12 protein-coding genes are annotated in these 14056 nt (G+C 65.6%); 6 read left to right on the top strand and 6 right to left on the bottom strand.

The annotated features are described in order from the left end of the window. The first annotated feature begins 24 nt into the window (after positions 1-24). The 3 genes from AC4D2Q_RS00060 to metG all read left to right on the top strand — a co-directional run bounded on the left by AC4D2Q_RS00060 (position 25) and on the right by metG (position 3758). Positions 25-750 carry an ABC transporter ATP-binding protein gene (locus tag AC4D2Q_RS00060; protein ID WP_490944042.1) on the top strand — a complete coding sequence of 242 codons (726 nt, stop codon included), beginning with the start codon at positions 25-27 and terminating at the stop codon, positions 748-750. Further along, on the top strand, positions 747-2111 hold the full coding sequence (locus AC4D2Q_RS00055) for an FtsX-like permease family protein (protein WP_490944040.1): 1365 nt from the start codon (positions 747-749) through the stop codon (positions 2109-2111). The genes AC4D2Q_RS00060 and AC4D2Q_RS00055 overlap by 4 nt, the downstream gene beginning before the upstream one ends. Before the next feature lie 87 nt (positions 2112-2198). Beyond that, positions 2199-3758: a methionine--tRNA ligase gene (metG, locus tag AC4D2Q_RS00050; protein WP_490944039.1), complete on the top strand. Its 1560-nt coding sequence runs from the start codon at positions 2199-2201 to the stop codon at positions 3756-3758. 124 nt (positions 3759-3882) lie between these two features. Here metG and AC4D2Q_RS00045 read toward each other — a convergent pair whose 3' ends face one another. The 6 genes from AC4D2Q_RS00045 to AC4D2Q_RS00020 all read right to left on the bottom strand — a co-directional run bounded on the left by AC4D2Q_RS00045 (position 3883) and on the right by AC4D2Q_RS00020 (position 10226). Continuing rightward, complete coding sequence (locus AC4D2Q_RS00045) at positions 3883-4413, bottom strand: hypothetical protein (protein ID WP_490944037.1); 531 nt, start codon at positions 4411-4413, stop codon at positions 3883-3885. 157 nt (positions 4414-4570) lie between these two features. Next, on the bottom strand, positions 4571-7078 hold the full coding sequence (locus AC4D2Q_RS00040) for an ABC transporter permease (RefSeq protein WP_490944035.1): 2508 nt from the start codon (positions 7076-7078) through the stop codon (positions 4571-4573). A 2-nt stretch (positions 7079-7080) separates the two neighbouring features. Beyond that, complete coding sequence (locus AC4D2Q_RS00035) at positions 7081-7845, bottom strand: ABC transporter ATP-binding protein (RefSeq protein ID WP_490926794.1); 765 nt, start codon at positions 7843-7845, stop codon at positions 7081-7083. 69 nt (positions 7846-7914) lie between these two features. Continuing rightward, positions 7915-8229, bottom strand: a complete 315-nt coding sequence (locus AC4D2Q_RS00030; protein WP_490926795.1) for an MmcQ/YjbR family DNA-binding protein — start codon at positions 8227-8229, stop codon at positions 7915-7917. Positions 8230-8269: 40 nt separating this feature from the next. Next, positions 8270-8950 carry a response regulator gene (locus tag AC4D2Q_RS00025; protein ID WP_490945680.1) on the bottom strand — a complete coding sequence of 227 codons (681 nt, stop codon included), beginning with the start codon at positions 8948-8950 and terminating at the stop codon, positions 8270-8272. A gap of 67 nt (positions 8951-9017) precedes the next feature. After that, positions 9018-10226 (bottom strand): sensor histidine kinase, encoded by a 1209-nt coding sequence (locus AC4D2Q_RS00020; protein WP_490944032.1) that lies wholly within the window; start codon positions 10224-10226, stop codon positions 9018-9020. Positions 10227-10412: 186 nt separating this feature from the next. Between AC4D2Q_RS00020 and AC4D2Q_RS00015 the strand changes: the two genes are divergently transcribed. The 3 genes from AC4D2Q_RS00015 to AC4D2Q_RS00005 all read left to right on the top strand — a co-directional run bounded on the left by AC4D2Q_RS00015 (position 10413) and on the right by AC4D2Q_RS00005 (position 13447). Continuing rightward, positions 10413-11474: a 3-isopropylmalate dehydrogenase gene (locus AC4D2Q_RS00015; RefSeq protein WP_490944030.1), complete on the top strand. Its 1062-nt coding sequence runs from the start codon at positions 10413-10415 to the stop codon at positions 11472-11474. A gap of 61 nt (positions 11475-11535) precedes the next feature. Next, positions 11536-12642 (top strand): branched-chain amino acid aminotransferase, encoded by a 1107-nt coding sequence (locus tag AC4D2Q_RS00010; RefSeq protein WP_490944028.1) that lies wholly within the window; start codon positions 11536-11538, stop codon positions 12640-12642. Between the two features lie 19 nt (positions 12643-12661). Continuing rightward, complete coding sequence (locus tag AC4D2Q_RS00005) at positions 12662-13447, top strand: MBL fold metallo-hydrolase (protein WP_490944026.1); 786 nt, start codon at positions 12662-12664, stop codon at positions 13445-13447. Positions 13448-14056: the final 609 nt, after the last annotated feature.

Here is a 14056-nt window from a genome sequence, read left to right as displayed (position 1 = left end):
GCCCTGCGGGGACACCATGAAGGTATGACTGAACCCATGCCCGGCATGCCTCTGCTGGCGGCCGAGAACCTTGTCAAGACCTACAACACCGCTCCCGCTCTGGCCGGTGTCAGCCTCACTGTCCGGCCCGGTGAGTCCATCGCAGTGATGGGAGCTTCCGGTTCCGGAAAAACCACCCTGCTGCACTGCCTGGCCGGCATCATCTCGCCCGATGCCGGCACCGTCCGGCTGTTCGGCAGCGCCGGTGTTCCGGTCGAGATCACCGCCCTGAACGACGACGCCCGGTCGGTCCTGCGCCGCACCGACTTCGGGTTCGTGTTCCAGCAGGGGCTGCTGATTCCCGAGCTCACCGCGGGGGAGAACGTTGCTCTGGCCCTCATGCTGGGCGGCACGGCCCGCCCGCAGGCCGAACAGGCTGCAGCCGGCGCATTGGCCGCCCTGGGATTGGCCGGTATGGAGGGACGGCGAATCGGTGAGCTCTCCGGGGGACAGGCGCAGCGTGTTGCCATTGCCCGGGCACAAGTCACCGGCGCCCGCGTGCTGTTTGCCGACGAGCCCACCGGTGCACTCGATTCCCGTACTTCGGCGGAAGTGATGAAGCTGCTGCTGGGCACGGTGGAGGGAACCGGGCGCTCGTTGGTGGTTGTCACGCACGATTCCGAGGTGGCCCGCTGGTGCGGCAGGGTAGTCACCCTGGCCGACGGCCGGGTCGTGGCCGATACAGCCGGTGCCGCAGGAATGATCCGATGAGCAGCCCGGTCTCTTCCGCTTTTGCCCGCGCAGCCGGCTCCTCCCAACTGGCCGTACCGCTGCGGATTGCCTGGCTCCTGAACCGTCCCGGCACCACGGGGAGAGCGGCGTCGCTGCTGCCTGCGGTGTCCTTCGCCGTCGTCACCACCCTGTTGCTGACGGTCCTGGCCGGTGCCCTGTCCTTCCTGCAGTGGGGGGATGACGAAGGCAATCTTTACCTGCTGCTCGCCTGTTTCGCACTCATCCTGCTGGTGCTGCCCCTGATCACGCTTGGCGGTTCGGCCGCGCGGCTGTCGGCCCGCCGGCGTAATGAACATCTGTCAACACTGCGCCTGCTGGGTGCTTCCGCGAAGACGGTCCGCCAGGTGACGGTGCTGGAGGCCTGCGCCCAGGCGCTCGCCGGAGCCCTGGCCGGTGTGGTGGGATATCTGGTGCTCGCTCCGTTCGTCCAGCTGATCCACTTCCGCGGGGAAGCACTCGGCGCGGCTTATTGGCTGAACCCCGCGGCCGGCGCCATGGCCGTCCTGGCGGTGGTGATCCTGGCCGCCGTCAGTTCCGCCGTCGGCCTGCAGCGCGTGGTGGTTTCACCGCTGGGCGTCCGCACCCGTTCCGCCCCCGAAAAGGTGTGCCGCTCACGGGCCGGTGCGGCGGTGCTCATTCTCGCCCTCTGCGTTTTCGCCCTGATGACCCCGGTGGCCGCAGCCGCGATAGCCCTTGCTGTTATCTTCGGCGCGTTCGCAGCCGGGCTGGCAGTGCTGAACCTGGTGGGACCCTGGCTGGTGTCCGTTTCCGCCCGGCAGCGGCTGCGCCGGGCCGCGACACCGCAGGCACTGATGTCCGCGCGGATCGTCCTGGATGCGCCGAAAACCGCCTGGCGGCAGGTCAGCGCCCTGTCGATGGTCTGCTTCACCGCAGTGGTTGCCGGTGCCGGCGCCGCCGCCCTGCAGGGAGCGCAGGCCGAGGGGCCGGAAGACTTTCTGCTGCAGGACATCATGACGGGCGTCCTGATCACGGTCATTGCCGGCTTCCTCATGGTGGCCTGCTCGGCAGGAATCAACCAGGCAGCCACCGTGCTGGACCGGGCAGACCTCTACCGCAGCCTGGACCGGATGGGCATGCCGCGCGAGGTGATTGATGCTGCACGCACCGGTGCTGTCATGCAGCCGCTGCTGCTGGTCAGCATCGTGTCCACCGCCGTGCCCACGGTGCTGCTGTTTCCGCTGACGGGAGCAGCGCTGCTGGTGGCCCCGGTGTCCGTTGCGTTCCTGGCAGGGTCGGTCGCCGTCGGGGTAGCCCTGGTGCGGGCCGGGCTCGCTGCCACCGGTTCGGTGCTGACCGGGGTACTGAAAGCCGAGGTGTAGTCCCGGATGACGGCCGTCCTGCTGCTCCTTGCCCGCAGCGCCGGGGCCGAAGCGACACCGACGGGCAAAACAGGGTAATTTTCTTATGTGACTTCTTCCGATTCCCAGACCCCGTTCTACATCACCACTGCCATCTCCTACCCCAACGGCGAACCCCACATCGGGCACGCCTATGAGCACATCGCCACCGACGCCATGGCCCGCTTCAAGCGCCTTGACGGTTACGACGTGTTCTTCATGACGGGTACGGACGAGCACGGCCTGAAGATGCAGCAGTCCGCGGATAAGGAAGGCATTACTGCCAAGGAACTCGCGGACCGCAACTCGGCCGCCTTCCAGCAGATGGAAGCGGACATGGGCACCTCGCCCGACCGTTTCATCCGCACCACCGACGCGGACCACTATGCCGCAGCCCAGGCCATCTGGAAGCGGATGGAGGACAACGGTGACATCTACCTCTCCAAGTACGCCGGCTGGTACTCCGTGCGGGACGAGGCGTACTACACCGAGGATGAAACCGAAGTCCGCGAAGACGGCGTGCGGTACTCCAAGGAGACCGACACTGAGGTGACCTGGACCGAGGAGGAGAGCTACTTCTTCCGCCTCTCCGCCTATCAGGACAAGCTGCTGGCACTTTATGAGTCCCAGCCGACTTTCGCCGCGCCGCAGTCCAAGTTCAACGAGGTCATCAGCTTCGTCAAGGGCGGCCTGGAAGACCTGTCCATTTCCCGGACCACCTTCAACTGGGGTGTTCCGGTTCCGGGCAACCCGGATCACGTGATGTACGTGTGGGTGGATGCACTGACCAACTACCTCACCGGCGTCGGCTTCCCCGACACCGAGAGCGAGACCTTCAAGAAGTACTGGCCCGCCGATGTGCACGTGATCGGCAAGGACATCTCCCGCTTCCACGCCATTTTCTGGCCGGCCTTCCTGATGTCCGCGAAGATCGAGCTGCCCAAGCGGATCATGATCCACGGCTTCCTGCACAACAAGGGCGTGAAGATGTCCAAGTCGCTGGGCAACGTGGTGGCGCCCAAGGAGTGGGCGGACCAGTACGGCCTGGACTCCGTGCGGTTCTTCCTGCTGCGTGAAGTGCCCTTCGGCGGCGACGGTTCCTACAGCCACGAGGCAGTGGTCGGCCGGATGAACTCCGATCTGGCCAACAACCTGGGCAACCTGGCCCAGCGCTCGCTGTCCATGGTGGCCAAGAACTGCGGCGCCGCGGTTCCGCAGCCCGGCGAGTTCACCGATGAGGACAAGGTCATCATGGCGGCCGCCGGTGAACTGCTGGAGATTTCCCGCAAGGCGTACGACGTGCAGGACTTCCACGGTGCGCTCGAAGCCACGTGGAAGGTCCTCGGCGACACGAATGCCTACTTCGCGGAGCAGGCACCGTGGGTGCTGCGGAAGACCGACGTCGAACGCATGAACACGGTGCTGTACGTGACGCTGGAGGTGCTGCGCATCGTTGCCATCCTCATTCAGCCGGTGATGCCGGACAGCGCATCCAAGCTGCTGACCGTTTTGGGCCAGTCCGACGACGACGCCCGCCGGTTCAGTGCGATCCGCACCCCGCTGGTACCCGGCACGCCGCTGCCGGCTCCGGCGCCGATCTTCCCGCGGTACGAAGAACCCGCCGAATAGGTCTCAAGTCCCTGCCGGCGTAAACAGCACGCTGAAATAGCAGAAAGTGCCCTTCTGAACGCTCAGAAGGGCACTTTCTGCTATTTCGGGTAGAGCGGGCGTAGAAACCTAGGGGTGTAGGAACCTAGGAGACGGAACTGAGCGGACCGGTCAGGAACCGTGCCGGTGCCGTTTCCTCCATCACCTTTGCCACCGCATCCTGCTGCCTGCCGGCCATATCGATCATCTCCCGGAGCCGGGACGGATTGAACCGGTGGTCGTGTGCGGACAAAGCCAGCAGGGTGCGCCACAGGCATTCCTTGGCACGGACAATGGACTGCAGGCCTTCCAGCTCAAACTGGCCGGTGGTGCCCCCGCCGGTGCTCATCGGATTCATGGGACCGAGCTTTCCGGCTGCCGCACCCGCCATGGCCATGGCCTTCTTGACCTTGCTGCGCCGGTAGCCCAGAGTCACAATCAGCTGTTCCAGCTCATCGCGTTCGCCGGCAATCTCGGATTCCAGATCAGCGAAGGTCTGCTCATAGCCGGACCCTTCCCAGGTTCGCCGGGCAGCACCGAAAAGCCGGACCCCGGTTTCAGCACCCAGCAGATGATCGTCCAGGTAGGCGGACAGGGACTGATGCTTGGGCTTCCAAGCGGCTCCGGGGTTGGACATCAGGTGCTCCTTCAACTCGTGCTGATCAGTTTGCTTATTATCCTGTCAGATCACCGGCACCGCCGCGAGCGGACCGGCCGCGAGCGCACCACCGCGGGATGCCCTGAGCAGCGGTGCCTGCGGTTGCACCGCTGCTCAACCGCTGCTCAGCCGCAGGTCAGTCGGCGGCGAGCCCGGCCACCGGCGAAAGACGGGCAGCGCGGCGGGCCGGCAGCACCGAGGCGGCCAGACCGGCAAGGAGCGCTACGGCCAGCACCACGCCGAGTTGTCCCCACGGGATGGATGCAGCCACCGGACTGAACGCACCCAGGGCGGATTGGGCCCCCAGCCATCCGTACAGCGCTCCAAGCACCGTGCCGAACAGGGCGGCGACGCCGGCTATCAGCACCGCTTCCAGCGCCAGCATTCCGCGCAGCTGTCCCCGGGTCAGTCCGAGCGCCCGCAGCAGGGATGATTCCCGCGTGCGTTCAAGGACGGACAGGGAGAGGGTGTTGGCCACTCCGACCAGGGCAATCACCACGGCTACGCCCAGCAGGCCGGTGACCACCATCAGCAGGACATCGATGACCTGTTCAAAGGACGCGCGCACAATGGCAGCCCCTGAAACCATGTAGTCGTCCACGCCCAGGGCTTCGGCGAGGTCCGACTGCAGGTTCAGGAGTTCGTTGCTGGTCAGAGTGTCGTCAACGGAGAGCCACAGCTGCGGCCCGGACAGATAGGCGTCCGGATCTGTGGTCTTCGGAACACCGCCCAGCTCATCAGCGGTTGAGCCCGCGACCAGCGGCTGCATGGCGCCGCTTTCACTCAGAACCACGTCCAGTGTTACGTCGCCCTTGGCGCCGTTGACCGTGACGGTCTTTTCCTTGGTGCCCTGGGGCATGAGGATGCTGCCCGGTGCGATGTCCACCGTGGTGTCCTGCAGTACCCCTCGATCCGCCGGATCCAGTGCGTAAACCTCCGCAGGGTAACCGTCCATATCGGTGGTGCCGGCCACCGGCAGCAGCGCCGCAGAGGTCACGCCGGGAACCGCCCGGGCAATATCGGCGTCGTCACCGGTGAAGGGCGAGCCGTCCGACAGGCCGCCGCTGATGGCAACGTCCACCGGGAACTCCTGGGACAGGAGGGTGCTCAACGAATCCCTGGCGGTTGCGGCGCCGGTCATCATCATGGCCACCAGGGTCACACCGATGAGCAGGGCCGACGACGTTGCCGAGGTCCGCTGCGGGTTGCGCACTGCGTTGACTGCCGCCAGTTTGCCCGGGACTCCGAGCGGAGCTGCCAGGGAACCAACGGCACGGACCAGGGTAGGAATAAAGAGAGTGGCGCACATCAGCACGCCCACAAAACTCAGCATGCCGCCGGGAAGAGCCAGGAGCAGATCGGAACGGACAGCCCCGGCTGCCAACAGGGCAACTCCAACGGCCAGCAGGACCAGCCCGCTCACCAGCCGGATCTTGCCGCGGCGCGTACCGGCACGGACGTCGTCCGCCGGGCGCAGCGCGGCCAGCGGTGCCACAGCAGTGGCGGCCCGCGCCGGAACCAGGGCGGCCAGCACGGTCATCACCACACCGACGCCCAGGCCAACAACGACGGAAAGCGGGGAAACGGACAGCGTTGCGAAGCCGCTCTCCGGAATATTCCGGAGATAGGCCACGGTCGCACCCACCAGGGCCACGGCAACCAGCACGCCGGCAATTGACGCGACGACGCCCACCAGCAGTGCTTCAACGATTACCGAGCGGCGGATCTGCGAGCGGGCGGCTCCAATGCAGCGCAGCAGCGCCAGCTCCCTGGTCCGCTGGGCTACCAGCACCGAGAACGTATTGGACACCACCAGGGCGCAGACCAGAAGCGCAACAGCTGCAAAGGCCAGCAGGATCACTGTCAGCTGGTCTTCACCGCCCGTGTAACCGGCCACTGTTGCCTCGGTCTGCTCGGCCGCGGTGCGCACCGAAAGGCCGGTGAATCCGGCGTCCGTCAGTGTCTGTTCGAGCGCGGCCTGGACATCCTCCAGCTTGGCTCCCGGTTCCAGGGCTGCCTGCACACTGCGGAACCCCTGCTCCGTGGAGGGGAACTGTTCCACCGTTGCCGTGGCGGCATAAAGCTGCGGCGCGCCCATCTTCATGGGATCCCGGGAGGTGGACACAATGGCACTGGTGGTGAGCTCGGTGGCAGCGGCATCCTGTTCGCCGCTTGCAGTGAGCACCAGGACCGAGCCCAGCGCGAGCCCCAGACGGTCTGCGGTGTCCTGGTCCACGGCAACCTCCCCGGCGGCGGGCAGGTCACCTGTCACAATGTCGACCGGAAACAGGGCGCGGTCTTCGGCGGTGTTATTCAACTCGGCGAAGGAGGTCTTTTTCCCTTCGTCCATGTTGACGTAGGACGAAATGGCCGCATACGTTCCGGCAATCCCGTCAGTTTCCCTGACGGCGTCCGCCATCTGCTGGGTGATGACGGTGGGTGGAGCGTCGTAAGAAACTTCCGGCGTGACCACCAGGTCTGCATGCCGGTAGCCCTCGCCGATGCTCTGCGTCAGGGAGGCCTTGGAGGAGGAGTTGATGATCAGCGTGGCGGTCAGGAACCCGACGGCAATCATGACGGCGAGGGAAACGGCAATGAACCGGCGGGCGTTCAGGCGCACCTGCGCCAGCGCTACCTGCAGCATGCTCAGGCCCCCAGCTTGGTCAGGGCTGCGAGCACGGTTTCCGGGGTGGGCTCGGACAACTCGCCCACCAGGGCGCCGTCGTTCATCAGGACCACGCGGTCCGCATAGGAAGCAGCCACCGGGTCGTGGGTGACCATGATGATGCTCTGGCCCATTTCGCGGGTGGAACGGCGCAACAGGGAGAGCACCTCGGCGCCGGACTTCGAATCCAGGTTGCCGGTGGGCTCGTCGCCGAAGACCACGTGCGGGCGGGTCAGCAGGGCGCGGGCCACGGCCACGCGCTGCTGCTGTCCGCCGGAGAGCTCGTGGGGGCGGTGCTTGAGCCGCCCGGTCAGGCCCAGAATGCCTGTGATCTCTTCCAGCCACTTCCGGTCCACCTTGCCGTTGGCCAGCGCCACGGGCAGGGTGATGTTCTGTTCTGCCGTGAGGGTGGGCACCAGGTTGAAGGACTGGAACACAAAGCCCACGCTGTCGCGGCGCAGGCGGGTCAGCTCGGCGTCCTTGAGGGCGGTGATCTCCGTGTCACCGATCCAGATCTTTCCTGAGTCGGCGGTGTCCAGCCCGGCCAGACAGTGCATGAGCGTGGACTTTCCGGAGCCGGAGGGGCCCATGATGGCGGTGAAGGTGCCGGCCTGGAAAGTGACGTCCACGTTTTGCAGGGCATGGACCGCGGTATCCCCGGAACCGTAAGTCTTGTTCAGGGATTGCGCGGCAGCGGCGGCCGTGGTGCCGCCGGGCACGGAAGATTTCTCAGTAAGGGTTGTCATACCTGCTACGTTATGCCGCGGCCGGTTGCCGGAGCATCGGAGGAGGGACGGGCATCAGCCCGCTCCGTCTCATACCGTGGGTGGAAGCGGGCCCGCCAGTTGGTAGGACTCCAGCAGCAGTTCCTCCAGTTCGCCGCGGTCCACCCGGTCCAGGCGCACCAGCAGCAAAAGCGGGGAACGGTCGTGGTGCGGCGTCCAAAAGAAGGTGTCCGGGCTGGTGCCCGCAAGTGCCTCCCGTTCGGGAGACTTGACGGTCAGCACCCCGTCATCCCAGATGCGCGCCATGAGAGTCCGGGCAAACCACGCGGGCTGCTGCCAGCTGAGCCGTTCCGTCACACCGGGCAGCCCAAGGCAGAAGGAACGGACGTCGGCTTCAGCGGACACGGCAGCCTCCCTGGCTCCGGGGCGCCGGGGCGGCCCCTGTCTACGGGGCGACGATACCGGTCTCGTAGGCAATCACCACAGCCTGCACGCGGTCCCGGGCGCCAAGCTTGGCCAGGATGTGGCCCACGTGCGTTTTCACGGTGGCATCCGAGAGGAACAGACACGCGGCAATCTCGGGATTGGAGAGTCCCTGCGCGATCAGTCCGAAGACTTCGCGCTCGCGGGGGGTGAGGCGTTCGACGTCGGCCGCGTGCCGGCTGACCTCGGCGGTGGGCTCGCGGAGCAGGGGCGCCACATGGTCCAGCAGCCTGCGGGTGGTCGACGGCGCAATCACCGCGTCACCGCGGTACACGGTGCGGATGGCCTCGAGGAGTTCTTCCGGCGGGGCGTCCTTGAGCAGGAAACCGCTGGCTCCGGCGCGGATCGCGGACAGCGCGTACTCGTCCAGGTCGAAGGTGGTCAGCACCACCACCTTGAGCTCGGCGTCGCTGGATCCCTTGGGCTGTGCGGCCGCCCGCTCCAGCAGCCGGGCGGTCGCCTCGATGCCGTCCATGCCGGGCATGCGCACATCCATCAGGACGACGTCGGCGCGCACGGCGGAGAGCGCGTGCAGGGCTTCCCCTCCGTTGCCGGCCTCGGCCACCACTGTCAGGTCCGGCTGGGAGTTGATCAGCATCTTGAAACCGCCGCGCACCAGCTGCTGATCATCAACCAAAGCCACGCGGATGGGGGCTGCGGAGGTGTCGGCGGAATCGGACTCAGGGGTCCAGGGGGAGTGGGGCACGAGCCTAGGCCTCCGTGTAGGGAATGAATGCTTCAACGCGGAATCCTCCGCCGGGCACAGGGGCCGCTTTCAGTCTTCCATCGTAGAGGGCCACCCGCTCGGCCATGCCGTTGATGCCCTGCCCGGAACCGGCGGCCGGGGAAGCCGGCCCGCTGTCTGCCCCGGCGCCGCGGCCATCGTCACGGACGCTGATCTCCACTCCGCGGGATGTCCATTCCAGATCGACTGCTGCCTGTGCCGCAGAGCCGGCATGTTTCAGGACGTTGGTCAGCGATTCCTGGATGACCCGGTACGCGGTCAGCTCGGCCCCGGCGGGAAGCTGCCGGCGCATCGTTCCCGTTTCGGTCAACACCACCTCCACACCGGCGCGTTTGACCGCGTCCACGAGGGCGCCGACGTCGGACAGCGAGGGCAGCGGACGGGTGGAGGCCAGCTCGTCCCCGCGGAGGACTCCAAGCAGGCGCCGCATTTCGCGCAGTGAGCCGCGGCCGGTCTCCGCAATGGTGGCCAGGGTCTTCGCAGCAATTTCCGGATCCGAGGCGCTCGCATACCTGGCGCCGTCGGCCTGGGTGATGATGACCGAGAGTGAATGGGCCACAATGTCGTGCATCTCGCGGGCAATGTGCGTCCGTTCGTCGGCAGCCGCAAGGTCCCGTTCCTGCTGGCGCTCGGTTTCCAGGCGCCGGGCCCTGTCCTCCAGCGCCTGGATGGCGAGCCTGCGGGTGCGGGCCAGGTCGCCGAAGGTCCAGGCCACCAGGATTACGGCTTCAAAGGCCACCAAGCTGAAAAAGTACATGGCCAGTTCAACCGGGCTTGAGGCTGCATACGGGAAACCGAAGTACCGAAAGACGAACAGCACGCCGCCCGCCAGGGCCAGGGCCAATCCGCCCAGGCTCGCCCAGCGCGGCCCGTAGGCAGCCAGCGTATAGACGGTAACCAGCGGCAGGATATCCGCCGGCAGGGGGAACCCGCTGAAGGCAATCTGCACGAGACAGAAGAAGGCGGTAATGCTTCCTGACAGCACCGGACGGGTCCGGCGCCAGGCCAGGGGCACCACGATGCCCAAGGATAAGGCGACATCGAAGACCGGATGCGTGCTTCCAACAGCAGTAGCCGACAGCACGAAGATCAGGACACCGAAAAGCATCAGGGTGAGGTCGACCTTGAACGGGTTGGCCTGGAGCCAGGCTTGAATTCGGCGGTGCACGAGCATGAACAACAACTTTAGGGCCAGCACGCGCCCCGGCGCCTCATGCCACGGTCTGATACCGGGCCGGGCAATCCGGATGGGGCGCTCGCGTGGCGAGCCATCGTCGCGCTGCTATCTCGGCGGTCCGCATGTAGTCCAGCATGTGGGATGGTTTGCCCGGGATGTGGACTGCGTTCCTAGAATGGCCAAATGAGCGAACAGTCCTCCACCGTTTCCCTGGCCGTCATTCCCGGCGACGGCATTGGCCCGGAAGTCACCGCCGAGGCCGTCAAGGTGCTCCTTGCCGTGACCGAAGGCGGTCCTGTGCAGTTTGAGCTGACCGAGTATCCGCTCGGTGCCGAGCACTGGCTGGCCACCGGGGAAACCCTGCCGGAGGACACGCTGGAGGCGCTCAAGGGCCATGACGCCATTCTTTTCGGCGCCGTCGGCGCAGCTCCCGGGGACACGAACATTCCGTCCGGACTCATCGAACGGGAAATGCTGCTCAAACTGCGCTTCAGCCTGGACCACTATGTGAACCTGCGTCCGTCCCGGCTGTACCCCGGGGTGGAAAGCCCGCTGGCCAACCCGGGCACCGTGGATTTCATTGTCGTCCGCGAAGGAACCGAAGGTCCGTACACCGGCAACGGGGGAGTGCTCCGCGAGGGCACCCCGCAGGAGGTAGCCACCGAGGTGTCCCTCAATACGGCCTTCGGAGTGGAGCGCGTGGTCCGCGATGCCTTCCGGCGAGCCAACGAGCGCCCCCGCAAAAAGCTCACCCTGGTCCACAAGCACAACGTGCTGGTCTACGCCGGCCGGCTGTGGAAGCGCACGGTGGAGCGCGTCGCCGTCGAATTCCCCGAAGTGAGCCACGACTACCTGCACGTAGATGCGGCAACCATCTTCCTGGTGACTGATCCGTCACGCTTTGACGTCATTGTCACGGACAACCTCTTCGGCGACATCATTACGGACCTGGCCGCCGCTGTGACCGGCGGCATCGGACTGGCGGCCTCTGGCAACATCAACATGGACGGCACCTTCCCCTCGATGTTTGAACCGGTGCACGGCTCCGCCCCCGACATTGCGGGCCAGCAGAAAGCCGACCCCACGGCCGCCATCCTCTCCGCCGCACTGCTGCTGCGCCACCTTGGCAGGGAAAAAGAGGCCGCCCGCGTGGAACAGGCGGTGGCGGACGACGTCGCTGCGCGCACCGGTGAACCGCGGACGACGGCGGACGTCGGCAATGCGATTGCCGCAGCGGTGTCATAAGCTCGGGAAGTACCAATAACCAATTCGTCGGGCGGCCCGCGCCGCCCACCGTGGAGGAAAAATGTCTGTCAGCGCTCTGGAATTTTCCCAGCAGCTCTCTGCCCACCCGAAGCCGGCCGAGGAGCGTGCAGCCATTCTGGCGGACCCCGGATTCGGAGACTACTTCACGGACCACACGGCCGTCATCGACTACAAGGTCGATGAAACCGGCACCGGTGTCTGGCAGAACGCCCGCATCGAACCGTACGGCCCCATCGCCATGGACCCCGCCGCTGCCGTGCTGCACTACGGCCAGGAAATCTTCGAAGGCCTCAAGGCCTACCGGCACGCCGACGGTTCCGTATGGACCTTCCGGCCCGAGGCCAATGCCGCGCGCATGAATCTCTCCGCCCGCCGTCTGGCCCTGCCGGAACTTCCCGAAGAGCTGTTCATGGAGTCGCTGCGCCGGCTGGTCTCCGTGGATGCGGACTGGATCCCCGAGGGCGACGGCGCCGCGCTGTACCTGCGCCCGTTCATGATCGCCACCGAGGCGTTCCTGGGCGTTCGCCCCGCGCGTGAGGTTTCCTACCGGGTTATTGCTTCCCCGGCCGGCAACTACTTCGGCGGCGAGCTGAAGCCCGTTTCCATCTGGCTGTCCACCAAGTACGCCCGCGCAGGCATCGGCGGCACCGGCGAAGCCAAGTGCGGCGGCAATTACGCCGCTTCCCTCATCGCCCAGATGGAAGGCGAGGCACACGGCTGCAAGCAGGTGCTCTTCCTGGATGCAGCCAATGACAACGCCGTGGAAGAACTCGGCGGCATGAACGTCTTCTTCGTCTTCAAGGACGGCACCCTGGTTACTCCGGCACTGTCCGGCACCATCCTGCACGGCGTCACCCGTTCCTCGGTGCTGCAGCTGGGCCGGGACCGCGGCCTGAACGTCCAGGAACGCAAAATCACCCTGGACGAATGGCGCGACGGCGTTGCCTCCGGCGACATCACCGAGGTCTTCGCCTGCGGAACCGCAGCCGTCATCACACCGGTGGGCGAGCTGAAGACTGAAACCGAGACCATCGGTTCGGCCGACGCCGTTGCCGGCCCGGTCACCATGTCCATCCGTGAACAGCTCCTGGGCGTCCAGACCGGCACCGTGGAAGATACCCACGGCTGGCTGACCCGCCTGGCCTAAAGCTCAACAAAGGAACCCGATGTCCGCCACCGCCCTGACCCGCAGCAGCCCGCTGACCCGCTTTGCCCTGGCGCCGAATCCCGGTCCCATGAGCCTGGAGGGGACCAACAGCTATGTCATTGCCGCTGAGGGATCAAGCCATGTGGTGGTGGTGGACCCGGGGCCTCTGGATGAGGAGCACCTGCAGCTTCTGGCATCCGCCGGGACGGTGGAGCTGGTCCTCATCACGCACCGCCACCCCGATCACACCGAGGCCAGCGAGCGTTTCGCCGAACTGACGGGCGCTCCGGTCCGGGCCTTCCATCCGAATTACTGCGTGGGCGGGGATCCGCTGGCCGACGGCGAGAAGCTGCAGGCCGGGGGAGTGGACATCACCGTGCTGGCAACGCCGGGCCACACCTCGGACTCCGTCTGCTTTCACCTTCCGGACGACGGTCCGGGCGGGTCCGTGCTGACCGGGGACACCATCCTCGGGCGCGGCACCACGGTGCTCGACTATCCGGACGGAACTCTGGGCGACTACCTCGCCTCGCTGGACCGGCTTTCCGAGCTGGGGCACGCCACGGTGCTTCCGGCCCACGGTCCGGTGCTGCCTGATCTCAGTACAGTGGTCCTCACCTACCGCGACCACCGCCAGGAACGGCTCGAACAAATCCGCTCGGCACTGCAGAGTGCAGGCGCCGATGCTTCTGTCTCAGCGGTCGCGGACCTGGTGTATGCCGAGGTGCCGGCCAACGTGCGGCGGGCGGCCGAACTGTCAGTGGCGGCGCAGCTGCAGTACCTGCGGGGCGGCGCCCCGCTGTAGGCAGCTTTGCTGTGAGTGAGGCAACGGGTAGGAGGCTTGCAGGGCGCCGAAGCCGTGTTGCACACTATTAATCGTTGGTTTTCAGCGAAGCTCAGGCCTTACAGGGAAAGCGGTTCGGCAAAGTGCAGGAGGTCACACTCCAGCGGTTTGCACGGTCCGGCAACTCTGTGTAAAGTTGAGTGAGTTGCCCCGGAGAGCGCCCAGCGGACATGGTCTGCAAGCGAGACTCCCGGATCCGGCAACATCCCACAACACAGCAGCGGAGATAATCCGGATGCTTTGTGATGGGTTCGTCCGGCCGGATGAAACGGTAACCGGGAATTATCCCGAATTGCCAAACACGGTCCGGATGAAATAGAATAAAGAAACACTGCAGCGAAGAGAAAAGAAAAACATTAATTGTTTTCCGAGTATTTCGGATGCATCTGTTGTTTGAGAACTCAATAGTGTGCCAAGTTTATTGATACCAATTTATTTTAATTGGTTGAACAGGCTGTGACCGCCCACCCCGTGGGTATGGGACAGCTTTTTTAGCTGGTTTCGAATTTAGTGCAGGACCGTGCAGCCAATTTTCCTTGGCTCCGGTCTTGTGTCTGTAACACATTTACG

This window comes from Arthrobacter sp. TJ-178 (assembly GCF_058269275.1).
The sequence above is the reverse complement of the archived record's forward strand: the minus strand, read 5'-3'. Positions and strand labels throughout refer to the sequence as shown.